15 protein-coding genes are annotated in these 19,367 nt (G+C 72.7%); 6 read left to right on the forward strand and 9 right to left on the reverse strand.

The genetic code is table 11. From position 1 onward, the window contains the following. The first annotated feature begins 109 nt into the window (after nt 1-109). Nucleotides 110-2,080: a glycosyl hydrolase family 18 protein gene (locus ACQEUU_RS00790; RefSeq protein ID WP_433058803.1), complete on the forward strand. Its 1,971-nt coding sequence runs from the start codon at nt 110-112 to the stop codon at nt 2,078-2,080. Between the two features lie 48 nt (nt 2,081-2,128). Here the strand turns inward: ACQEUU_RS00790 and ACQEUU_RS00795 are convergent, their stop codons facing one another. The 3 genes from ACQEUU_RS00795 to ACQEUU_RS00805 form a co-directional block, all read right to left on the reverse strand. Continuing rightward, complete coding sequence (locus ACQEUU_RS00795; RefSeq protein ID WP_433058806.1) at nt 2,129-2,548, reverse strand: glycoside hydrolase family 16 protein; 420 nt, start codon at nt 2,546-2,548, stop codon at nt 2,129-2,131. A 348-nt stretch (nt 2,549-2,896) separates the two neighbouring features. Further along, a complete protein-coding gene (locus ACQEUU_RS00800; protein ID WP_433058809.1) occupies nt 2,897-4,651 on the reverse strand; it encodes an ABC transporter ATP-binding protein in 1,755 nt (584 codons plus the stop codon). A 423-nt stretch (nt 4,652-5,074) separates the two neighbouring features. Continuing rightward, nucleotides 5,075-6,229, reverse strand: a complete 1,155-nt coding sequence (locus ACQEUU_RS00805) for an MFS transporter (protein ID WP_433058812.1) — start codon at nt 6,227-6,229, stop codon at nt 5,075-5,077. Nucleotides 6,230-6,468: 239 nt separating this feature from the next. Between ACQEUU_RS00805 and ACQEUU_RS00810 the strand changes: the two genes are divergently transcribed. The 5 genes from ACQEUU_RS00810 (at nt 6,469) to ACQEUU_RS00830 (ending at nt 12,226) form a co-directional block, all read left to right on the forward strand. Beyond that, a complete protein-coding gene (locus ACQEUU_RS00810) occupies nt 6,469-8,325 on the forward strand; it encodes a SpoIIE family protein phosphatase (RefSeq protein WP_433058815.1) in 1,857 nt (618 codons plus the stop codon). Continuing rightward, on the forward strand, nt 8,318-8,713 hold the full coding sequence (locus tag ACQEUU_RS00815) for an ATP-binding protein (protein WP_433058818.1): 396 nt from the start codon (nt 8,318-8,320) through the stop codon (nt 8,711-8,713). Before ACQEUU_RS00810 ends, ACQEUU_RS00815 begins: the two co-directional genes overlap by 8 nt. 77 nt (nt 8,714-8,790) lie before the next feature. After that, nucleotides 8,791-9,741 carry a D-2-hydroxyacid dehydrogenase gene (locus ACQEUU_RS00820; protein WP_433058821.1) on the forward strand — a complete coding sequence of 317 codons (951 nt, stop codon included), beginning with the start codon at nt 8,791-8,793 and terminating at the stop codon, nt 9,739-9,741. A 2-nt stretch (nt 9,742-9,743) separates the two neighbouring features. Continuing rightward, entirely contained in the window at nt 9,744-10,727 is a 984-nt protein-coding gene (locus ACQEUU_RS00825; RefSeq protein WP_433058824.1) for an alpha/beta fold hydrolase, read from the forward strand. Then, entirely contained in the window at nt 10,724-12,226 is a 1,503-nt protein-coding gene (locus ACQEUU_RS00830) for a class I adenylate-forming enzyme family protein (RefSeq protein ID WP_433071689.1), read from the forward strand. Before ACQEUU_RS00825 ends, ACQEUU_RS00830 begins: the two co-directional genes overlap by 4 nt. A gap of 40 nt (nt 12,227-12,266) precedes the next feature. Here the strand turns inward: ACQEUU_RS00830 and ACQEUU_RS00835 are convergent, their stop codons facing one another. Genes ACQEUU_RS00835 through ACQEUU_RS00860 form a run of 6 tightly spaced genes read right to left on the reverse strand, consistent with a single transcriptional unit; the run spans nt 12,267 to nt 19,267 of the window. Beyond that, nucleotides 12,267-13,487, reverse strand: a complete 1,221-nt coding sequence (locus ACQEUU_RS00835; protein WP_433058826.1) for an acetyl-CoA C-acetyltransferase — start codon at nt 13,485-13,487, stop codon at nt 12,267-12,269. Beyond that, a complete protein-coding gene (locus ACQEUU_RS00840) occupies nt 13,484-14,629 on the reverse strand; it encodes an acyl-CoA dehydrogenase family protein (RefSeq protein ID WP_433058829.1) in 1,146 nt (381 codons plus the stop codon). The genes ACQEUU_RS00835 and ACQEUU_RS00840 overlap by 4 nt, the downstream gene beginning before the upstream one ends. 21 nt (nt 14,630-14,650) lie before the next feature. Then, the gene (locus ACQEUU_RS00845; protein ID WP_433058832.1) at nt 14,651-15,370 is read right to left on the reverse strand and encodes an ABC transporter ATP-binding protein; all 720 of its coding nucleotides are present in this window, start codon (nt 15,368-15,370) and stop codon (nt 14,651-14,653) included. Further along, the gene (locus tag ACQEUU_RS00850) at nt 15,367-17,202 is read right to left on the reverse strand and encodes a branched-chain amino acid ABC transporter ATP-binding protein/permease (protein ID WP_433071691.1); all 1,836 of its coding nucleotides are present in this window, start codon (nt 17,200-17,202) and stop codon (nt 15,367-15,369) included. Before ACQEUU_RS00850 ends, ACQEUU_RS00845 begins: the two co-directional genes overlap by 4 nt. Before the next feature lie 5 nt (nt 17,203-17,207). After that, nucleotides 17,208-18,065, reverse strand: a complete 858-nt coding sequence (locus ACQEUU_RS00855; RefSeq protein ID WP_433058835.1) for a branched-chain amino acid ABC transporter permease — start codon at nt 18,063-18,065, stop codon at nt 17,208-17,210. After that, complete coding sequence (locus ACQEUU_RS00860; RefSeq protein WP_433058838.1) at nt 18,062-19,267, reverse strand: ABC transporter substrate-binding protein; 1,206 nt, start codon at nt 19,265-19,267, stop codon at nt 18,062-18,064. The genes ACQEUU_RS00855 and ACQEUU_RS00860 overlap by 4 nt, the downstream gene beginning before the upstream one ends. Between the last annotated feature and the right edge of the window lie 100 nt (nt 19,268-19,367).

The raw sequence follows: 19,367 nt of genomic DNA on the forward strand, positions 1-19,367 counted from the left end.
CGACCGCCTCGGGAAGAGGTTATGTTCGGAAGCAATTTAAAGGAAACTTTACTAATAGTTTCCTGCGACTCCCATCCCCGTTCACCCCCCAACCGGATGCCGGAGCACCATGAACCAGAGAGTCCTGGCCGTCCTCGCCACGCTACTCATGCCGCTCGCCGTGCTGGTCGCCGTCCCCGTGACCGCCTCCGCCTCCTCGACGGCCGCCTCGTCGGCCGTCTCGTCCGTCGCCGCGCTCGCCGAGTGGGCGCCGTGGACCGCCTACACCGCCGGCACCCGCGTCACGTACCAGGGTGTCACGTACGAATGCCGCCAGAGCCACACCTCGCAGCCCGGCTGGGAGCCGCCGAACGTCCTGGCGCTGTGGCTGCCGACCACCGGAGGCGGCGGCGACACCCAGGCCCCATCGGTGCCCGGCAACCTGCGCTCCACCGGCGTCACCAGCAGCAGCGTCTCCCTCGCCTGGAACGCCTCCACCGACAACGTCGCCGTCACCGGCTACGAGGTCTACCGCGGCTCCACCCTCCTCACCACCGTGACCGGCACCAGCCACAGCGACACCGGACTCAACGCCGACACCGCCTACACCTACACCGTCCGCGCCCGCGACGCCGCCGGCAACCGCTCCGCCGCCAGCACCGCCGTCACCGCCAGAACCTCCACCGGAGGCGGCGGCGACACCCAGGCCCCGTCCGTGCCCGGCAACCTGCGCTCCACCGGCGTCACCAGCAGCAGCGTCTCCCTCGCCTGGAACGCCTCCACCGACAACGTCGCCGTCACCGGCTACGAGGTCTACCGCGGCTCCACCCTCCTCACCACCGTGACCGGCACCGGCCACACCGACACCGGACTCAACGCCGACACCGCCTACACCTACACCGTCCGCGCCCGCGACGCCGCCGGCAACCGCTCCGCCGCCAGCACCGCCGTCACCGCCAGAACCTCCACCGGAGGCGGCGGAGGCGGGGACAAGGTCCTCGGCTACTTCGTCAACTGGGGCGTCTACCAGCGGGGCTACCACGTCAAGAACATCGACACCAGCGGCTCCGCGGCCAAGCTCACGCACATCAACTACGCCTTCGGCGACGTGCGGAACGGCCAGTGCGCGCTCACCGACACCAACGCCGACTACGACCGGTTCTACAGCGCGGCGGAGAGCGTGGACGGCGTCGCCGACACCTGGGACAACGGAGCCCTGCGCGGCAACTTCAACCAGCTGCGCAAGCTCAAGCAGAAGCACCCGCACCTCAAGGTGCTGTTCTCGTTCGGCGGCTGGACCCTGTCCGGCGGCTTCGGCCAGGCCGCGCAGAACCCGGCCGCGTTCGCCGAGTCCTGCTACCGCCTGGTCGAGGACCCGCGCTGGGCGGACGTGTTCGACGGCATCGACATCGACTGGGAGTACCCGAACGCCTGCGGCCTGAGCTGCGACAGCAGCGGCCCCGCCGCGTTCCGGAACCTGATGCAGGCGCTGCGCGCCCGGTTCGGCTCCGGCAACCTGGTGACCGCCGCGATCACGGCCGACGGCACGAACGGCGGCAAGATCGACGCCGCCGACTACGCGGGCGCCGCCCAGTACGCCGACTGGTACAACGTCATGACCTACGACTACTTCGGCGCCTTCGCGGCCCAGGGGCCGACCGCCCCGCACTCGCCGCTCACCTCCTACAACGGGATCCCGACGCCCGGGTTCTACTCCGACGCCGCGATCCAGAAGCTGAAGAGCAAGGGCGTCCCGGCGAGCAAGCTGCTGCTCGGCATCGGCTTCTACGGCCGCGGCTGGACCGGCGTGACCCAGTCCGCCCCGGGCGGCACGGCCTCCGGCGCGGCTCCCGGCACCTACGAGGCGGGCATCGAGGACTACAAGGTGCTCAAGACCCGCTGCCCCGTCACCGGCACCGTCGCGGGCACCGCGTACGCCCACTGCGGCAACCAGTGGTGGAGCTACGACACGCCGGCCACGATCGGCGGCAAGATGGGCTACTCGAAGAACCAGGGCCTCGGCGGCGCGTTCTTCTGGGAGCTCAGCGGTGACACGACCAACGGGGAGCTGATCACCGCGATGCGTGACGGCCTGCGCTGATCCCCCACCGCCCGGCAGGGCCGGCCCCGCGGTCCGGGGCCGGCCCTCTCACGTCAGGCGGTAGCCGCGCACGTAGTCGACGGTGAACTCCTTCGGGTACGGCCCCTGCCGGGGGCCGGGGACCTCGTAGACGTTGAGCATGAGCTGCATCGGGTAGCCGGGCGACTGGCCGACGGTCCTGACGTGCTCGCCGTCGACGAAGAAGGCGACGTGATCGGGCGTCCACTCGGCCGCGTAGGTGTGGAAGTCGCGGGCGTCGATGGGGAGCGTCTCGCGGGTGAAGTCGTCGGTGACGGACGGGTCGCCGAACGGGTGCAGCCCCATGCCGACGCCGGTCGAGTCCGGGCCGACGTCGCGGCCGAAGATCTCGCACACGCAGATCTCGGCCGAGCGTTCCGGCGTGTCCTCGTACCCGATCATCCAGAGCGCGCACATGGCGCGCGGGTCGTCGCTGACCTTGGCCCGCATCTCGATCCGGCCGTGGTGCGGGGGTGTAGAGCCGGACGTTCTCCTGGGGCTCGCGGACCACGCCGCCGCCGCGCCCGTGCTGGCCGACGGTGCTGCCGACCGGGCCCGCGAACACGCCCGTCTGCAGGGACGACACGCGCAGCTCGCCCTCCAGTTCGGGGCTCCAGGGCGGCTGGTCCTCCTCGATGAGCAGCCGCAGCCGGCCGCCGCCGGTGCGGTAGCGGGCCGCCGACCGGTCGCGGGTGGTCCACTGCGGCAGGTAACGGGCCACCCACTTCGCCGGGTCGAGCTCGTCGCCCTCGAAGGTGTCTTCGAACTCCAGCTCGTAACGCACCAGACCACGGTACGTCAGCGGATCATGGATTCGGCGCCCGCGGCCCACCGCCTGAACTTGATCGGTTCGCGCGGCGGGGCGGCGGGCTCCAGGTTGATCACCCGGGCGTCCTCGGGCACGTGGCGCAGGTCATGCGTGATCATGATGGTGGTCCGGCCCGTCATCAGCCGCCGCAGCGGCTCCATCACGCGGGCGACGGTGGCCTCGTCCAGCCCGGTCATGGGCTCGTCCAGCACCAGCACGGGGGCGTCGCGCAGGATCGCCCTGGCGATCGCCACCCGCTGCCGCTGCCCGCCGGACAGCAGCCTGCCGCGCTGGCCCACCGGTGAGTCGTAGCCGTGCGGGAGCGTTCTGACGAACTCGTGCACGCCGGCCAGCTCGGCCGCCGCCATCACCTCCTCGGGCGAGGCGTCCGGCCGTCCGTAGGCGATGTTGTCGCGTACGGAACCCGAGAACAGCAGCGTCTCCTGGTGCAGGATCGTGATGTTGTCGCGCACCGACGCCCTGGTCAGGTCGCGCAGGTCGATCCCGTCCAGCAGCACCCGCCCGCCGCTCGGGTCGTAGAACCGCAGCAGCAGCTTGGCGAGCGTCGACTTGCCGGCGCCGCTCGGCCCGGTGCAGGCCACCAGTTCGCCCGGTTCGACGGTGAACGAGAGGTCCACCAGCGTCGGCCGCTTGCGGCCCGGATAGGTGAAGGTGACGTGGTCGAAGGCGATCGCGCCGCGGCTGCGGCCGGGGAGCGGCGTCGCGTCCTCCCGGTCGGTCACCGCGGGCTGGACCTTGAGCACCTCGATGACCCGGTCGGAGCCCGCCGCCGCCTCCGACACGGTGAGGGCGATCTCGCCCAGGCTCTGCACGGCCGGGTAGAGCATGGCCAGGTAGGCGGCGAAGGCCAGCAGCCCGCCGAGCGTGAGCCGGCCCGAGGCGATCTCCCAGGCGCCCACGCCGAGGACGACGATCAGGCCGACGGTCTCCAGCACCTGCATCAGCGGCCCGTACACGCCCGCCAGCCACGCCTGGCGCAGGTTCGCGCGCAGCCAGCCGCGCCCGGCGCGGTGCAGCCGCCGCGACTCGCTCGCCTCGCGGTTGTACGCGTGCACGAGGGCCTGGTTGGCCAGGCCTTCCTCGATCACGCTGTTCATGTCGCCGTTGCTGGCCCGTTCGGTGGCCGAGGCGGTCCTGAACCGGGACGCGAAGACCTTCGAGGCGATGAGGAACGCCGGGAACAGCGCCAGCGTGACCAGGGCCAGGTCCCAGCGGATGAAGAACGCCGCCCCGGCGAAGAAGACCGCGCTCGCGGCCGTGGTCACCAGTTTGACCAGCCCGGAGCCCATCAGCTCCTCGATGGCCTCGATGTCGTCGGTCAGCCGGGCCATCAGGTCGCCCAGGCGGCGGTTCTCCGCGAAGTCCGGCGACAGCTTCTGCAGGTGCGCGAACACCCGGTCACGAAGGCGCAGCAGGAACCGCTCGGCTCCGACCGCCGTCGCGTAGGTGCCGGCGATCGACGTCACCCCCGCCACGGCCGCCAGCCCCAGCCACGCGGACGCGGGCGTCCAGAAGGCGGACAGGTCGCGGGTGGTGAGCACCTCGTCGGTGATGTAGCCGAACAGCCGGATGGCGATCACCTCGCAGAGGGCGGCCAGCACCGCGAACACCACACCCGCCGCGAAGAACCGGCGCATGCCGCGGGTGTCAGGCCAGAACTCCCTGAAGGTACGGCGCAGCGTGACCGTCGGCGCGAGCGGCCCCCGCGCGCTCCGGTCGGCCAACTGGAGGGGGAGCCGACGGTTGACCCGCCGGCCCCCCCGACTTCCTTTTACCACCCCCACCACCTGTTGCAGCAGGAGTAGCAGCGACAACAGCGGTACCTACGTCTGTAGCAGCACCGCCGCCGTCTTCCGCATCCACTCGTAAGAGCCATTTCTGCCTCCCCCGAATCGATCGAACCGTCTTTTTCGGACGGTAGCACCTATATGCCCTCAATTCACGGCAGAAACATCCGCAAAACGCGCCTTGACCTGCAACGCCCGTTCTTTATGTCGGACATCGGAAAACGGTCAAAGAACGGCAACACTCGAACGGTGATGTATTTCTAACTTCATCCTCCCGATGACAAGAATTCCCCTGAACGAGATTCTGGTCGCGGTACGGATGTGACCCGCGGGACACGAGTCCACGGTCCGCCAGAGGATTCAGTCCATGGATCTACCGGCCGGCGGGGAAACCGTGGCCGTGTCGCGCGCCGCCAGCACCGTCAACGCCGCCAGACCCGCCAATCCGGCCCCCGCCACGTACGGCAGCGCCGTCCCCACGTCGAACAGCACGCCCGCGCCCGCCGGCCCCGCGATCCTGGCGAAGGCGCTCGCCGACTGGCCGGCCCCCAGCCGGGCGCCGCGCCGCTCCGGCGGGCCCGCCGCGGCCAGCAGGCTCGCCACGGTCGGCGTGACCAGGCCGTTGCCCGCCGACAGCACGCACACGGCCAGCACGCACAGCCACGCCGGACCCGCCGGGACGACGGGCAGGCAGGCCGCCATGACCACCGCCCCGGCCGCCGCCACCCGGGCGTCGCCCCACCGCCTGGCCAGCAGCGTCACCGGCCCCGCCTGCACGGCCGCCATGGACAGCCCGGCCGCGGCCATGGCCAGGCCGATCGCCTCCGGCCCCCAGCCGTAGCGGTCCCTGCCGAGGAAGGCCAGCGTGGTCTCCATGCCGACGAAAGCCGCCATGGTGAGGAAGCCCGTCCCGGCCAGGAGCAGCACGCCGCCGCTCCGCGCGCCGGCGCCGCCGGCGGCCTCCGCGCGCCGGCCCGGCTCGGGGAGCAGGAAGAACGCCGCCACCAGGTTGGCGGCGGCCAGGGCCGCGGCCGCGTACGCCGACGCCTGGAACCCCCAGGGGGCCAGCGCCGCGCCCAGGGCGGGGCCGGCCACGAACGCCGTGCCGATGGCCATGCCCAGGCGCGCCATCGCGCCGGTGCGCCGCTCCTCCGGCACGGCGTCGGCCAGGTAGGCCTGGGCGACCGAGATGCTCCCGCCGAACGCCCCGGCCAGCGCCCTGGCGGTGACCAGCCAGCCCAGGGAGGTCGCCGCGCCGGACATGGCCAGCGACAGCGCCGAGCCGGCGAGGGCGATCAGCAGCACGGGACGCCGCCCGTACCGGTCGGACAGCCGCCCGAGCAGGGGCGCGGCCAGGAACTGCGCCACGGAGTAGGCGCTCACCGTGACCCCGTACCAGACGCCCGTCGCGCCGAGGTCGGCGGCGAAGAACGGCAGCGACGGCAGGATCACCGTGAACCCCAGCAGGTCGACGAAGACCGTAAGGATGATCACGAGCTGGGCCGGCCGCCGCATCGGCACTCCAAGGGAGGTGGATCTGGGTTCGGCGTGTCATGCTACAAGTCGACGCGGTGCTCTCCGCGACAGTACTGAAGTGCCGATATGCTGGCGAAACCCTTTTACTGGTGATAGACAGCTCTACTGGTGATGGACAGCGTAATGCCGGGACAAATCAACCAAGCCCTCATCTGGCCGGGCCGGCAGGACGCCCCGGCGAGGTGGGCGGCCGTGACAGGACGGTCCTGAACAATCCGATGGAGCCCTCCCAGAACTACTTCGACCGCCTGGCCGACCTGGACGCGCGACTGGGACGGGCGCGAGGCGACGACGCGATGGCGCTGGAGCGGGCCGCCGGCATTCTGGCCGGGCGCACCTCGTGCCGGATCGCCGAGGCGCACGCCTACCTGCGCAGGATCGCCGCCGAGCAGGGGCGCGAGGTGTTCGAGCTCGCCGCCGAGGTGCTGGCGGCGCTGGAGGGCGACGCCGAGGACGGCCCCGAGCGGCTGCGCGCCGCCGTCGCCTCGGCGCTGCGGCCCCCGCGCCGGACCCACTCCCCGGCGGACGGTGACTGGGCACGCGTCACGCAGCAGGTGCTCGACGCCCTGGGCGGCAGCCACACCGTGCTGATGCCGGTGCGCGGCGCGGGCGGGCGCATCGAGGACTACGTGTTCACGGCCGCGGGCCCCGAACTGGTGGACATCTCCGGCCGGCGCGGCACCGAGATCGTCGGCCTGCGGGTCAGCGAGGTCTATCCGACGCTCATGGGCGGTCCCGTATGGGACGCCTGGGAGCGGTGCGTCGCCGACGGGATGCCGCGCCAGGTCGGCCCCATCCCCTACGTCAGCGTCCTGCCCAGGGCGCCGGCCGAGATGTCCATCTCGGTGCAGGTGAGGCCGGTGGGCCCCGGCGTGATCAACACCTGGGTGCGGCACGACGTGGAGACCCGGCTGGAGGTCCGGAGCTCGCAGACCGAGCGGCTGGGCAACCTCGGGTGGGGCGAGTGGGACCTGGTCACCGGCGAGATCACCTGGTCGCCCGGCCTCTACCGGGTCTACGAGCGCGACCCGGCCGGCGGGCCGCTCTCCCAGCAGGCGCTCGACGCCCTCACGCTCCCGGAGGACGTGCCGGTGCGGGCGCAGGCCGCCGCGGACTTCGCCAGGGGCCGGACCGCCGATCTCACGTACCGGGTCAGGATCGGCGCCCGGGTCAAGCACCTGCGCATGATCGCCGACGCGGTGCGCGACTCCGGGGGCCGCCCGGTCAAGGTCTTCGGCGTGTTCCAGGACGTCACCGCGCGCGAGACGACCCGCATCCAGCTGGCCAGGGTCGAGGAGGAGCTGCTGGAGCACCGGCGCAGCCTGGAGGTCGAGCACCGGCTCGCCGCCGAGCTCCAGCACATCGTGCTGCCCATCCCGGCCGAGCCGATCGACCTGCCCCGGCTGCGGGTGGCGGTCCGCTACCTGCCCGCCGTCCAGGCCCAGCGGGTCGGCGGCGACTGGTACCACGCGGCGATCGCCGGCGACGGCAGCGTGGTGCTCGCCATCGGCGACGTCGCGGGCCACGGCGTGCGCGCGGCGGCGTGCATGGCCCAGCTCCGGCACGCGCTGGCGGCGCTGGCCGTCACCACCACCAGCGACCCGGCCGAGCTGCTCTCCCACCTCAACCACCTGCTGTACGTGGGAGGCGAGGGGACGAGCACCGCCACCGCCGTGGTGGGCCGCTACCTGCCCGACACCGGCGAGCTGCGCTGGGCCCAGGCCGGCCACCCGCCGCCGCTGCACACCCGGGGCGGGCGCACCATCGAGCTGGACCGTCCGCACGGCCCGCTGCTCGGCGCCGTCCCGGCCGCCGCCTACGGCACCGCCGCCGTCACGATCGAGCCGGGAGACCTGCTGCTGCTCTACACCGACGGCCTGGTCGAGCGCCGCGACCGGACCCTGCGCGAGGGGCTCATCCCGGTGATCTCCATCCTCGACCGCACCTCCGCCCAGCGCAGCCCTCAGCCCGTCGCCGACGTGATCACCCAGCTCCCCGACGCCAACCCGCACGACGACACCTGCGTGCTGGCCGCGCGCCGGCTGCCCGTCCCGGCGGAGAGCGGCCATGGCTGAGGACCTGGAACCGCTGCTCAGCCGGGACTTCAACCTGGACTCCCTGGTCTCCCTGCGCCGTGAGGTGGAGCGCCGCAGCGAGCAGGAGGGGCTGACCGGGCTGGCGCTGTACCGGTTCGTGGTGGCCGTCAACGAGATCACCACCAATGCCGTACGGCACGGCGGCGGGGGCGGACGGCTGAGCCTGTGGAAGGGCCCGGGCCGGCTCCGCTGCGAGGTCACCGACCGCGGCGGCGGCCTGCCCGACGGCGCGGAGCGGGCGCAGACACCGCCGCCCACCTCCCCCAACGGCCGCGGCCTGCTGCTGGCCAGGCACGGCGCCAGCCGGCTCGACGTCCACAGCGGCGCCGACGGCACCAGCGTCGTGCTGGAGCTCACCTACCCCTGACCGGTGCGCGGCCCGGCCCTCTTCCGAGGGTCGGGCCTTTTCTTTTATTATAGCTATGATTCAACTTTAGGAGCGGTATGGGCAGGATCGGCACGGTGCACTGTTACGGCGGGTTCGCCATCGACGCCGTGTCGCAGGCGGAGGCCGTGCTCGGGGACCGAGAGGTCGTGACCTGCCCGACGCCGGAGAGCTTCCTCGCCGAGCTGCACCGCGTGGAAGCCGTGCTGGGCCTCGGCATGCGGGTGCCCGACTGGTCCGCCGCCCCCCGGCTGCGGCTGATCCACCTCGTCGGCTCGGGCGCCGACAGCATCCTCCCCGCGCACGGGCTGTCGCCGGACGTGCGGGTGGCGGGCGCCCGCGGGCTGTCCGCGCCGGCCATGGCGGAGTTCGCCGTCGCCATGCTCCTCGCGCTGGCCAAGCGGCTGCCCGAGGTGCTGGCCAGCCAGCGGGCGCGGGTGTGGGAACGGCACCGTCCCGTCGTCCTGTCCGGGGGGACCCTCCTGGTGGCGGGGGCGGGGCCGGTCGGCCGAGAGATCGCCCGCCGCGCCGGGGCGCTGGGCATGACCGTGATCGGGGTGCGCGGCGACCCCGTGCCGGTGCCCGAGTTCGACGAGACGCATCCCGCCGCGCGCTTCGCCGAGCTGGCCGCGCGGGCCGACGCCATCGTGCTGGCGGTGCCCGCGACCCCGCGGACCCGCCACCTGCTGGACGGCGGGGTGCTGGACCGGTGCCGGCCGTCCTGCCTCATCGTCAACGTCTCGCGCGGCGAGGTGGTGGACGAGCACGCGCTGGCCGACCGGCTGCGGGCCGGCTCGATCGGCGGCGCCGCGCTCGACGTGTTCCAGAAGGAGCCGCTGCCCGAGGACAGCCCGCTGTGGGACGCGCCCGGCGCCATCCTCACCCCGCACGTGGCGTGGAGCTCGCCCGGCTACAGCAGGAAGGTGGTCGAGCTGTTCGCGCACAACCTGGAGCGGGTCGAGCGCGCCGAACCGGTGGTCAACCCGATCGACCTGACACGCGGCTACTGACCATGGTCCCCTCCTGGTTCAGCGACGCGCTCGCACGCCCCGCCGACACCGGCGAGGTGACCGTCGACGGGGTGCCGATCCGCTACCGCGCCTGGGGCCCCGCCGACCGGCCTGGCCTCGTCTTCGTGCACGGCGGCGCCGCCCACGGCCGGTGGTGGGACCACATCGCGCCGCACTACGCCGACCACCACCGGATCGTCGCCCCGGACCTGGCCGGACACGGCGACAGCGGCCACGCCCCGCGCTACGGCCACGCCTCCTGGGCCGGGCAGGTGCTCGCGGTCGCGGCCGACGCCGGTCTGGACGGGCCGCCGGTGCTGGTCGGGCACAGCATGGGCGGGCTGGTCTGCCTGCGCGCGGCTCTCTCGTACGGGGAGCGGCTGGCCGGGGTGGTGTGCGTCGACTCGATCCTGCGCGACGAGGCGGACACCCCGGCGCACGTGCGGCGGCGGCAGCGGGCGCTGAGCCGCCCGCGCCTCTACCCGACCAGGGAGGAGGCGGTGGCCCGCTTCCACCCGATCCCCGAGGTGGGGCGGGCGCACCGGTTCATCGTCGAGCATCTCGCCGAGACCTCGGTCCGGGCCGTCGAGGGCGGCTGGACCTGGAAGTTCGACCCTCTTCTGTTCGGCCAGGCGGAGCTGGCGATGGCCGACCTGGTCCCGCCCGCCTGCCCGGTCGCGCTCGTGCGGGCCCGTGACGGGCTGCCGCCGCCGGAGATGACGGCCGCCATGCACCGGCGGCTGGGCTCCTCGCTGCCCGTCGTCGAGATCGCCGACTGCGGCCACCACGTCATGCTCGACCAGCCGCTGGCGTTCATGGCCGCGCTGGACGGGGTGCTCGCCGAGTGGGGCCTGGCGCTGAGAGGACGGGCCGCGACACCAAGGACCACGACCTCAAGGACCACGGCCTCAAGGACCACGGCCTCAAGGACCACGGCCTCAAGGACCACGGCCTCAAGGACCACGACCTCAAGGACCACGACATGACGGATCTCGGCCTGCCGGAGCGGCTGCGTGCGGTCCTGGGCGTCGACCCAGCCGCGCGGGCGCTGGAACTGGACGGCCGGTGGTGCTCCTGGGGAGACCTGGCCGAGGGCGTCCGCGCGCTGGACGAGCGGCTGCGGGCCATCGGCGCGCCCGAGGGCGCGCGGGTGGGCGTGGTGATGCGCAACCGCCCGGGGGTCGTCGGCGCGGTGATCGGGGCGCTGGCCGGGCGGTACGGCATCGTGTCGCTCAGCCACCTGCGGCCGGCCGAGGCGCTGGCCCGGGACGTCCGCGAGCTGGATCTGGTCGCCGTGGTCGCCGACCCGGCCGACTGGGAGGCGGAGAGCCTGCGGGCGGCCGCCCGCTCGGCCGGCGTGCTCGGGCTGTCCGTCCCCGCGTACGAGCCGGCCGCGTACACCGTGGTCACCGCGTGCGCGCTGGACCCCGGCGTGGTCGCGGCGCGGGCGCAGCCGGGGGTGGCGGTGAGCATGCTGACGAGCGGCACCACCGGCCCGCCCAAGCGCGTCCCGATCGGCTACCGCAACCTGGCGGCCGGCTTCGCGGGCGCCGCCCACTACGAGTCGGGCGAGCCGTGGCGGCCCCGGCTCCGCTCCGGGGTGGCCGTCCTGGTCGCGCCCATCCTGCACACCAGCGGGCTGTTCCGCCTCCTGCTCAACCTGCTCGAAGGGCGGAGCGTGGCGATGCTGGAGCGGTTCACGGTGGACGGCCTGGTGCGGCTCGTCACCGCGTACGACGCGCGGGTGCTCGCGCTCACGCCCACCTCGCTGCGGATGGTGCTGGACGCCGGGGTGGACCCGGAGGTGTTCGCCGGGGTCCGCGCCGTCGTGTGCGGCACCGCGCCGCTCCGGCCGGAGCTGGCGCGCCGGTTCGAGGCCGCCTACGACGTCGCCGTCCTGGTCGTGTACGGGGCGACCGAGTTCGCCGGCGGGGTCGCCGGCTGGACCATGAAGGACTGGGAGCGTCACCGCGACGACAAGCCCGGCAGCGTGGGCCGGGTGCACCCCGGGGTGGAGGTGCGGGTGCGCGACCCCGAGACCGGCGAGCCGCTGCCGCCCGGCCAGGTCGGCCGGCTGGACGTGCGCACCCCGCAGTCGCCGGACCCCGGCCGCTGGCAGGAGACCACCGACCTGGCCCGGGTCGACGAGGACGGCTTCCTGTGGATCCTCGGCCGGACCGACGACGTGATCATCCGGGGCGGGTTCAAGGTGTCGACCGGCGCGGTGGCCGAGGTGCTGAAAGGCCACCCCTCGGTACGTGACGCCGCCGTGGTCGGCCTGCCCGACGTCCGCCTGGGCGAGGTGCCGGTCGCGGCCGTCGAGATGGCCGACGGCGCCGCCTTCGACCCGGCCGAACTGGAGCGGTGGGCGCGCGGCAGGCTCACGCCCTACCAGGTGCCGGTCCGGTTCACGGCGGTGGAGGCGCTGCCCCGTACGCCGTCGCTGAAGGTGAGCCAGGAACGGCTGAAGGCGATGCTCACGTGAGAAGCGGGGGCGGCCGGGAGGCCCCGGCCGCCCGCCCCGGTCAGGTGATCCGCTCGAAGACGGCGGCGATGCCCTGGCCGCCGCCGACGCACAGGGTGGCCAGGCCGTAGCGCTGTTCGCGGCGGTGCAGTTCGCGGGCGAGGGCGCCGACCATGCGGGTGCCGGTGGCGCCCACCGGGTGGCCGAGTGAGATGCCCGAGCCGCGCGGGTTCGTGCGCTCCAGGTCCTTCTCGCCGAACCGCCACTCGCGCATGACCGCGATCGCCTGGGCGGCGAACGCCTCGTTGAGCTCGATGAGGTCCAGGTCGGAAAATCGCAGCCCGGCCCGGTCGAGCGCGATCCTGGTGGCCGGGACCGGCCCGATGCCCATCCGGTGCGGCTCGACCGCGCCGATCCCCGACGACACCAGCCGCACCAGCGGCCGCAGGCCGAGCGCCTCGGCCCGCTCCGCGGTGGTGACGACGCAGAGCGCGGCGGCGTCGTTCTGGCCGCTGGCGTTGCCGGCGGTGACCGTCGCCTCCGGGTCCGCGGCGGCGCGGATGGGGCGCAGCCGGGCCAGCGACTCCAGCGTGGTGTCGGCGCGCGGGTGCTCGTCGCGGTCCACGGTCGCCTCGCCGCCCTTGACCGGGACGGTCACCGGGATGATCTCCTCGGCGCTGCGGCCGTCGCGCTGCGCCTCGACGGCCCGCTGGTGCGACAGCAGGGCGAGCGCGTCCTGCTCCTCGCGCGGGATCGCGTACTCGCGGCGCAGGTTCTCCGCCGTCTCCAGCATGCCGCCGGGGACCGGATGGTGGCGGCCGCCCGCGGTGACCCGGCCGCGTTCCAGGCTGTCGTGCAGTACGGCCCCGCCCTGCCGGGCGCCCCACCGCAGGTCGAAGGAGAAGTGGGCGGCGTTGCTCATGCTCTCGACGCCGCCGGCCACGACCACGTCGGCGTTGCCCGTGCCGACCTCCCTGGCCGCGTACAGGATCGCCTGCAGGCCCGAGCCGCAGCGCCGGTCGACGGTGAGGCCGGGCACGGTGACGGGCAGCCCGGCGTCCAGCGCGACCACCCGGCCGATGGCCGGGGCCTCGCTGGTCGGGTAGCAGTGGCCGAGCACGACGTCGTCGATCGCCTCGGGCTGGACGCCGGTGCGGGCGAGCAGCCCGCGCAGCGCCTGGGCGCCCAGCTCGGGGGCGGTGAGCGCCTTGAGCGAGCCGCCGTAGCGGCCGATCGGCGTGCGCACCGGCTCGCAGATCACGGCGTCACGGGAGCTCGTCATCGGGCCACCACCTCGCGCATCAGGTTCCTGGCAATGATCAGTTTCTGCACCTCGCTGGTCCCCTCGTAGATGCGGTAGAGCCGGGCGTCGCGATAGAAACGCTCGACCGGCACGCCGTGCATGTAACCGCTGCCGCCGTGGATCTGGACGGCGCGGTCGGCGACCCGGCCGGCCATCTCGCTGCAGAACAGCTTCGCACTGGACGGCCCGATCCGCCGGTCGGTGCCGTCGTCGTAGGCGCGGGCGGCCGAGAGCACGAGCGCGCGGCCCGCCATCAGCTCGGTCTGCGAATCCGCGATCATCGCCTGGACCTGCTGGAAGGTGCCGATGACGGTGCCGCCCTGCTTGGCCGAGGCGGCGTAACGGACGCTCTCGTCGACCAGCCGCTGCGCCAGGCCGACGCAGCAGGCGGCGATGTGCAGCCGGCCCTTGGCCAGCGAGCGCATGGCGGCGGCGAACCCCTCGTTCTCCACCTCGCCGATCAGCCGGGAGGCGGGCACCCGGACGCCGTCGAAGTGGATCTCGCTGGTGTGGGAGCCGCGCTGCCCCATCTTCTTGTCCCTCGGGCCAACGGTGACGCCCGGCGTGGCGGTGTCCACGGCGAAGACCGAGATGCCCTTCGGGCCGGCCTCGCCGGTACGGGCGAACACGATGAGCAGGTCCGACCGGTCCGCGTTGGTGATGAAGCGCTTGTGGCCGTCGATGACGTAGTCGTCCCCGTCGCGCACGGCGCGGGTGCGCAGGCCGCTCGGGTCGGACCCGGCCTCCGGCTCGGTCAGCGCGAACGACGCCACGCACTCCCCCGCCGCCATCCGGGGCAGGAACGCGGCCTTCTGCCGCTCGGTGCCGAAGTTGACCAGCACCTGGCCGGCGATGCCGTTGTTGGTGCCGAACATCGAGCGGAACGACGGGGTCGTGTAGCCCAGCTCCATGGCCAGGCGGGCGTCCTGCTCGGCGTCGCAGCCCAGGCCGCCGTACTCCTCCGGGATCGTGTAGCCGAACAGGCCCATCCCGGCGGCGGCCGAGCGGACCCTCTCGGGGATCTCGTCGGTCTCCTCGACGACCTCCTCCGCGGGCACCACGACGTCGCGGACGAAACTCCGTACGGTGCTCAGAACGGCGGCGAAGTCCCCGCTGTCCATGTGTCGACTTCCTCTCTCACGTCACCTGCCCATGCAGGCGTCCTTGATCCGTTCCAGGTCGTCGATCTCGGCCACCGGCGAGCTCACCACGACCTTGCCGACGTCGATCACCGTCACGTGGTCGGCGACCTCGACGGCGGCCTCGACCGCCTGCTCGACCAGCACGATCGCCAGGCCCGACGCCTTCAGCTCGGAAACCCTGGCCATCACCTCGCCCACCACCGACGGCGCCAGCCCGCCCGACGGCTCGTCGAGCATGAGCAGGCGCGGCCTGGCCATCAGGGCCTGCCCGATGGCCACCATCTGCTGCTGCCCGCCGGACAGCGAGCCCGCCGGGGAGTCGCGTTTGTCGCGCAGGATCGGGAAGAGCTCGTGGATCCGGGCCACCTCGCCCTCCAGCGCCCGGCGCCGCAGGCCGAGGCTGTAGCCGCCGAGGAGCAGGTTCTCCTGCACGGTCTGCTCCCGGAAGACCCGCTTGCCCTCCTGGACGTAGCTGATCCCGAGCTTGACCCGGGCGTGGGCGGAGATCCGGTCCAGCGGGCGGCCGTCGTAGACGAGTTCGCCCCCGTGCAGCGGGTTGAGCCCGGCCACGGCGCGCAGCGTGGTGGTCTTGCCGGAGCCGTTGCGGCCGAGCAGCGCGGTGACCTGTCCCGGCCTGGCCTCGAACGAGACGTCCCAGACCGCGCGCAGGTCGCCGTAGCCGGTGGCGAGGTTCGCCACGGTCAGCAGGGCGTCGCTCATACGCCTTCCTCCCTGGTCACCGCGCCGGCCTTGCCGCCGGTCGTGCCGGCTCCCGGCTCGTCGTTCACGCCGAGGTACTCGTCGCGGACCCGCGGGTCGGCCTCGATCTCGGCGGGGGTGCCGGAGGCGAGCACGGAGCCACGGGCCAGCACCACGATCTCGTCGGCCAGCGACAGCACCAGGCCGAAGTTGTGCTCGACCAGGATGACCGTGCAGCCGGCGTCGCGGATCCGGCGGATGAGCGCGGCGAGCGTCTCGACCTCGGTCTCGTCCAGTCCGGAGGCCACCTCGTCGAGCAGCAGCACCTTCGGCTCGGCGACCAGCGCCCGGGCGACCTCCAGCAGCCTGCGCATGCCGAGCGGCAGCGTGACCGCCTCGGTGTCGGCCAGGTGGGTCAGCCCGACGAGCGCGAGCGCCTCGGCGGCCCGGTCGCGGTCGCGCCGCTGGACGCGCCGGAAGCGCCGGCTGCGCAGGATCGCCCCGCCGAAGGAGGCGGGGTCGGCGGCGTAGCGGCCCGAGGCCACCACGTCCCTGACGGTGATGCCGGGCGGGATCAGCGGCGTCTGGAACGTCCGCGCCACGCCCAGCCGGGCGATGCGGTGCGTCGCGGCCTTGCCGATCTCCTTGCCGTCCAGCGTGATGGTGCCGGCGTCCCTGCGGTAGTAGCCGCAGACGAGGTTGAGCAGCGTGGTCTTGCCGGAGCCGTTGGGGCCGATCAGCGCGGTGACGCGGCCGGGCTCGGCGCGCAGCGCCGCGCCGGCGAGCGCCTGGTTGCCGCCGAAGGCCTTGGTCACGCCGCTGACCTCCAGCGTGCCCCCGGTGATGCGGCCGATCTCCGTCCGGGCCCCGGCGCCGTCCCCTCCTGTCACGCCGGCGGCCCGGTCGAGCCTGGCGACCAGCTTGCGGGCCGCGCCCGCCAGGCCGCCGCTCATCAGCACGCCGCCGATCAGCAGGAACAGGCCGAAGAAGACCAGCGAGTACTCCTGGAAGCTGGTCGACTGCGAGGTGCCGTACTCGACGACGCCCGCGCCGATCAGCGCCCCGTACACGCTGACCGAGCCGCCCAGGATGGAGGCGGCCAGGGCGCCGGTCGCGACGTGGAAGGTGAAGGCGTCCAGCGACACGAACAGGTCCAGGTTGGCGAAGAGCGCCCCCGCGAGGCCGGCCGGGATGGCGCCGATCGCGTACCCGGCGAGCTTGGTGCGGAAGACGGACATGCCGACCGAGGACGCCAGCACCGGGCTCTGCTTGAGCACCTGGAAGGCGATGCCGTGCCGGGACGCCACGATGTTGCGGAAGGCGGCGAACCACAGGATGGCGACCGCGACCACGCAGAAGTAGAAGTCCTCCGGCGCGAGCTGGTAGCCGAACAGCGTCGCGGCGGGGATGCCCGACAGGCCGTGCGCGCCACCGGTGTGCTCCTCCAGGATCGTCACCACGTCGGGGACGAGCAGCACCAGGAAGAACGACGTCATGGCCAGCGACCAGGAGCCCAGCCGCAGCCCGGGGATGCCGGTGAGGATGCCCACGACCAGCGCCGCCAGCCCGGCAGCGACCAGGTGGACCAGCAGGTCGGTGGTCCCGGCCTTGGACAGGATGGCCGCCGTGTAGGCGCCCGCGGCGTACATGGCCACCTGCCCGATGGCGAGCTGGCCCGCGTACCCGAGCGAGAGGTTCAGGCCGCTGACGATGAGCGCCATGATGAGCGTCAGCTCCACCTGCCGGGTCAGCCCGTAGCCCGCGCCCAGGAAGGGCAGCGCCAGCAGCAGGATCCCCAGCAGCGCCGGGTACGCCCACGACGGCACCGCCCGGAGGGCGGTCCACGCCTTCATCGTCGTCACACCATCCGTTCCTGGACCTTGCCGAACAGCCCGGTGGGCCGGATCATCAGCACCAGCAGGAGGATCGCGAAGACGCTCAGGTTGCTGAACTCCGAGCCGAGGTAGCGGGCCGCGTGCTCCTCCACCAGTCCGACGGTGAAGCCGCCGGCCAGGCCGCCGTAGAAGCTGCCGAAGCCGCCGATGGCCAGCGCCACGAAGCCCTTCAGCGCCAGCGCGGAGCCGAGCGTCGCGACCGCGAACGTCTTGGGGCCGATGAAGAAGCCCATCAGCCCGGCGAGCAGCCCGGTGACCGCGAACGCGGCGAAGGCGAGCATGCGCACGTTGACCCCGCGCAGCACCGCCGCCTCCGCGTCCTGCGACATGGCCACGACGGCCAGGCCGTTGAGCCGCCTGCGGGTGTAGAGGTGGATGCCGACCACGAGCAGCACGGCCATGACGATCAGGCCGATCTCGAAGGTGTAGACCCGGCCGCCGGCGAGGGTGATCGCCTCCTTGGAGCCGATGAACGGCACCTCCAGCGGCTGCGTGCCCCAGATGAGCTGGGCCAGGCCCGTCAGGACCGTGCCGAACCCGAGCGTGGTGATCAGCTGGGTCTGGTGGTCCGCGACGGGCCTGACCGCGACGCGCTCCTCGATCGCGGCGATGGCCATGACCACGACCATCGCCAGGACGATGACGGCGACCGCTGGGAGCCCGAACGTGACGTGGCCGGCGTAGGCGACGAAAGCGCCGATCATCATCAGCTGGGCCTGCGCGAAGTTGAACGACCGCGAGGCCACGAAGACGATGTTGTAACCGATGGCCACGAGCGCGTACACGGCTCCCAGCGACAGCCCTGCGTAGATCAGCGTCACTTGGACGCGCCCATCTGGCCGTTGACAATCGGGGCGGGCGGCACGAACGTGTGGGTGCCGCGCGGCAGCTTGGGCTCGTGCGAGTCCGCCGAGTACGGGTAGCTGCCGTAGACGGCGGTGCCCGCGTTGCCGTTGACCTTCGGGTCCTCCAGCGCCTTGGCGATGGCCGCGGCGTCGGTGCTGCCGGCGCTCTTGGCCCCGGCGGCGATGAGCAGGACTCCGTCGTAGCCCAGGACGTTGACCATCGCGCCCTTGATGCCGCCGAGCGCCTTCATCTTCTCGACCGCCTTGTTCGTGGCCTCCGCCGCCGGGTCGTAGACCGTGGCCGCGTTCACCTCGATCCTGAGGTTCTTGACCTCGGGCAGGCCGAGCAGGCCGTCCGGCGGCTCCTGGGTGACCAGGGGGGTGGAGGCGACCGACGTCTCGCCCAGCATCGGGACGTCCCAGCCCAGCTTGGTCATGCCCTTGAGCACGTAGCCGGTGGGGGCGCCGTAGGCGTTGAAGACGACCACGTCGGGGTCGGCGTCGCGGAGCGCGGAGATCTGGGCGGTCATGTCGAGCGCGGCGGAGTCGTACTCGACGTTGCCCGCGACCTCGTAGCCGTTCTCCTTGAACACGGTCTCGGCCAGCTCACCGAACGTCTTGGCGTACGGGGAGTTGCCGTGCAGGATGCCGATCTTCTTGTAGCCCTCGGCCTCGAACACGGGCAGGTAGTCCTCGACGACCACGCGGGGGGAGGCGGCCAGGTTGAAGGCCAGCGGGTGCTGCTTGGGGTCGGCCGTCTCGTCGAGGTTGGCGGAGTTCATGAACAGGATCTTGTTCTGGTTCAGGATCGGCGCGACCGCCGAGCTGACCTGGGTGCCCGCCGTGACGATGTAGGCGTCCGGCTTCTCCTTGGCGAGCTGGGCCCGCAGGCCGGACACCGCCTTGGTCGGGTTGGCGTTGTCCGGCGACTCGATCAGCTTGATCTGCCGCCCGTTGACCCCGCCGGCCTCGTTGACCGTCTCGACCCCGGCCTTGACCGAGTTCACGCCGGTGATGAGCTGGTCGGTGACCGGGCCGGCGTCGCTGCCGGCGCTCACCATGATCACGTACGGGGCGTCAGCCGCCCCTGCTGTCCCGGCGTCCTCGGCGGCGCCACACGCCGGGAGCGCGAGCAGGGCGACCGCCAGCGCCGCCCACCTCGCCCGTCGGCCTTTCATTGCATCAATCCAATCTTATCTATGATTGAATCCTAGTAAGAGAAGGCTGGCACAAGGGTCTCTCCTTGGCAATGGGCAACGGGAAATCGTGAGGTCACGT

Source organism: Nonomuraea sp. CA-218870, from assembly GCF_050936535.1.
GTDB lineage: Bacteria > Actinomycetota > Actinomycetes > Streptosporangiales > Streptosporangiaceae > Nonomuraea > Nonomuraea corallina.

Bases quoted from the DNA above. Each gene is read 5' to 3' on its own strand.
- ACQEUU_RS00820 (WP_433058821.1), top strand. From the start codon at position 8,791: ATGGGCAGGATCGGCACGGTGCACTGTTACGGCGGGTTCGCCATCGAC.
- ACQEUU_RS00850 (WP_433071691.1), bottom strand. From the start codon at position 17,202: ATGAAGGCGTGGACCGCCCTCCGGGCGGTGCCGTCGTGGGCGTACCCG.
- ACQEUU_RS00825 (WP_433058824.1), top strand. From the start codon at position 9,744: ATGGTCCCCTCCTGGTTCAGCGACGCGCTCGCACGCCCCGCCGACACC.
- ACQEUU_RS00815 (WP_433058818.1), top strand. From the start codon at position 8,318: ATGGCTGAGGACCTGGAACCGCTGCTCAGCCGGGACTTCAACCTGGAC.
- ACQEUU_RS00860 (WP_433058838.1), bottom strand. From the start codon at position 19,267: ATGAAAGGCCGACGGGCGAGGTGGGCGGCGCTGGCGGTCGCCCTGCTC.
- ACQEUU_RS00790 (WP_433058803.1), top strand. From the start codon at position 110: ATGAACCAGAGAGTCCTGGCCGTCCTCGCCACGCTACTCATGCCGCTC.
- ACQEUU_RS00840 (WP_433058829.1), bottom strand. From the start codon at position 14,629: ATGGACAGCGGGGACTTCGCCGCCGTTCTGAGCACCGTACGGAGTTTC.
- ACQEUU_RS00835 (WP_433058826.1), bottom strand. From the start codon at position 13,487: ATGACGAGCTCCCGTGACGCCGTGATCTGCGAGCCGGTGCGCACGCCG.
- ACQEUU_RS00845 (WP_433058832.1), bottom strand. From the start codon at position 15,370: ATGAGCGACGCCCTGCTGACCGTGGCGAACCTCGCCACCGGCTACGGC.
- ACQEUU_RS00830 (WP_433071689.1), top strand. From the start codon at position 10,724: ATGACGGATCTCGGCCTGCCGGAGCGGCTGCGTGCGGTCCTGGGCGTC.
- ACQEUU_RS00795 (WP_433058806.1), bottom strand. From the start codon at position 2,548: ATGCGGGCCAAGGTCAGCGACGACCCGCGCGCCATGTGCGCGCTCTGG.
- ACQEUU_RS00805 (WP_433058812.1), bottom strand. From the start codon at position 6,229: ATGCGGCGGCCGGCCCAGCTCGTGATCATCCTTACGGTCTTCGTCGAC.
- ACQEUU_RS00810 (WP_433058815.1), top strand. From the start codon at position 6,469: ATGGAGCCCTCCCAGAACTACTTCGACCGCCTGGCCGACCTGGACGCG.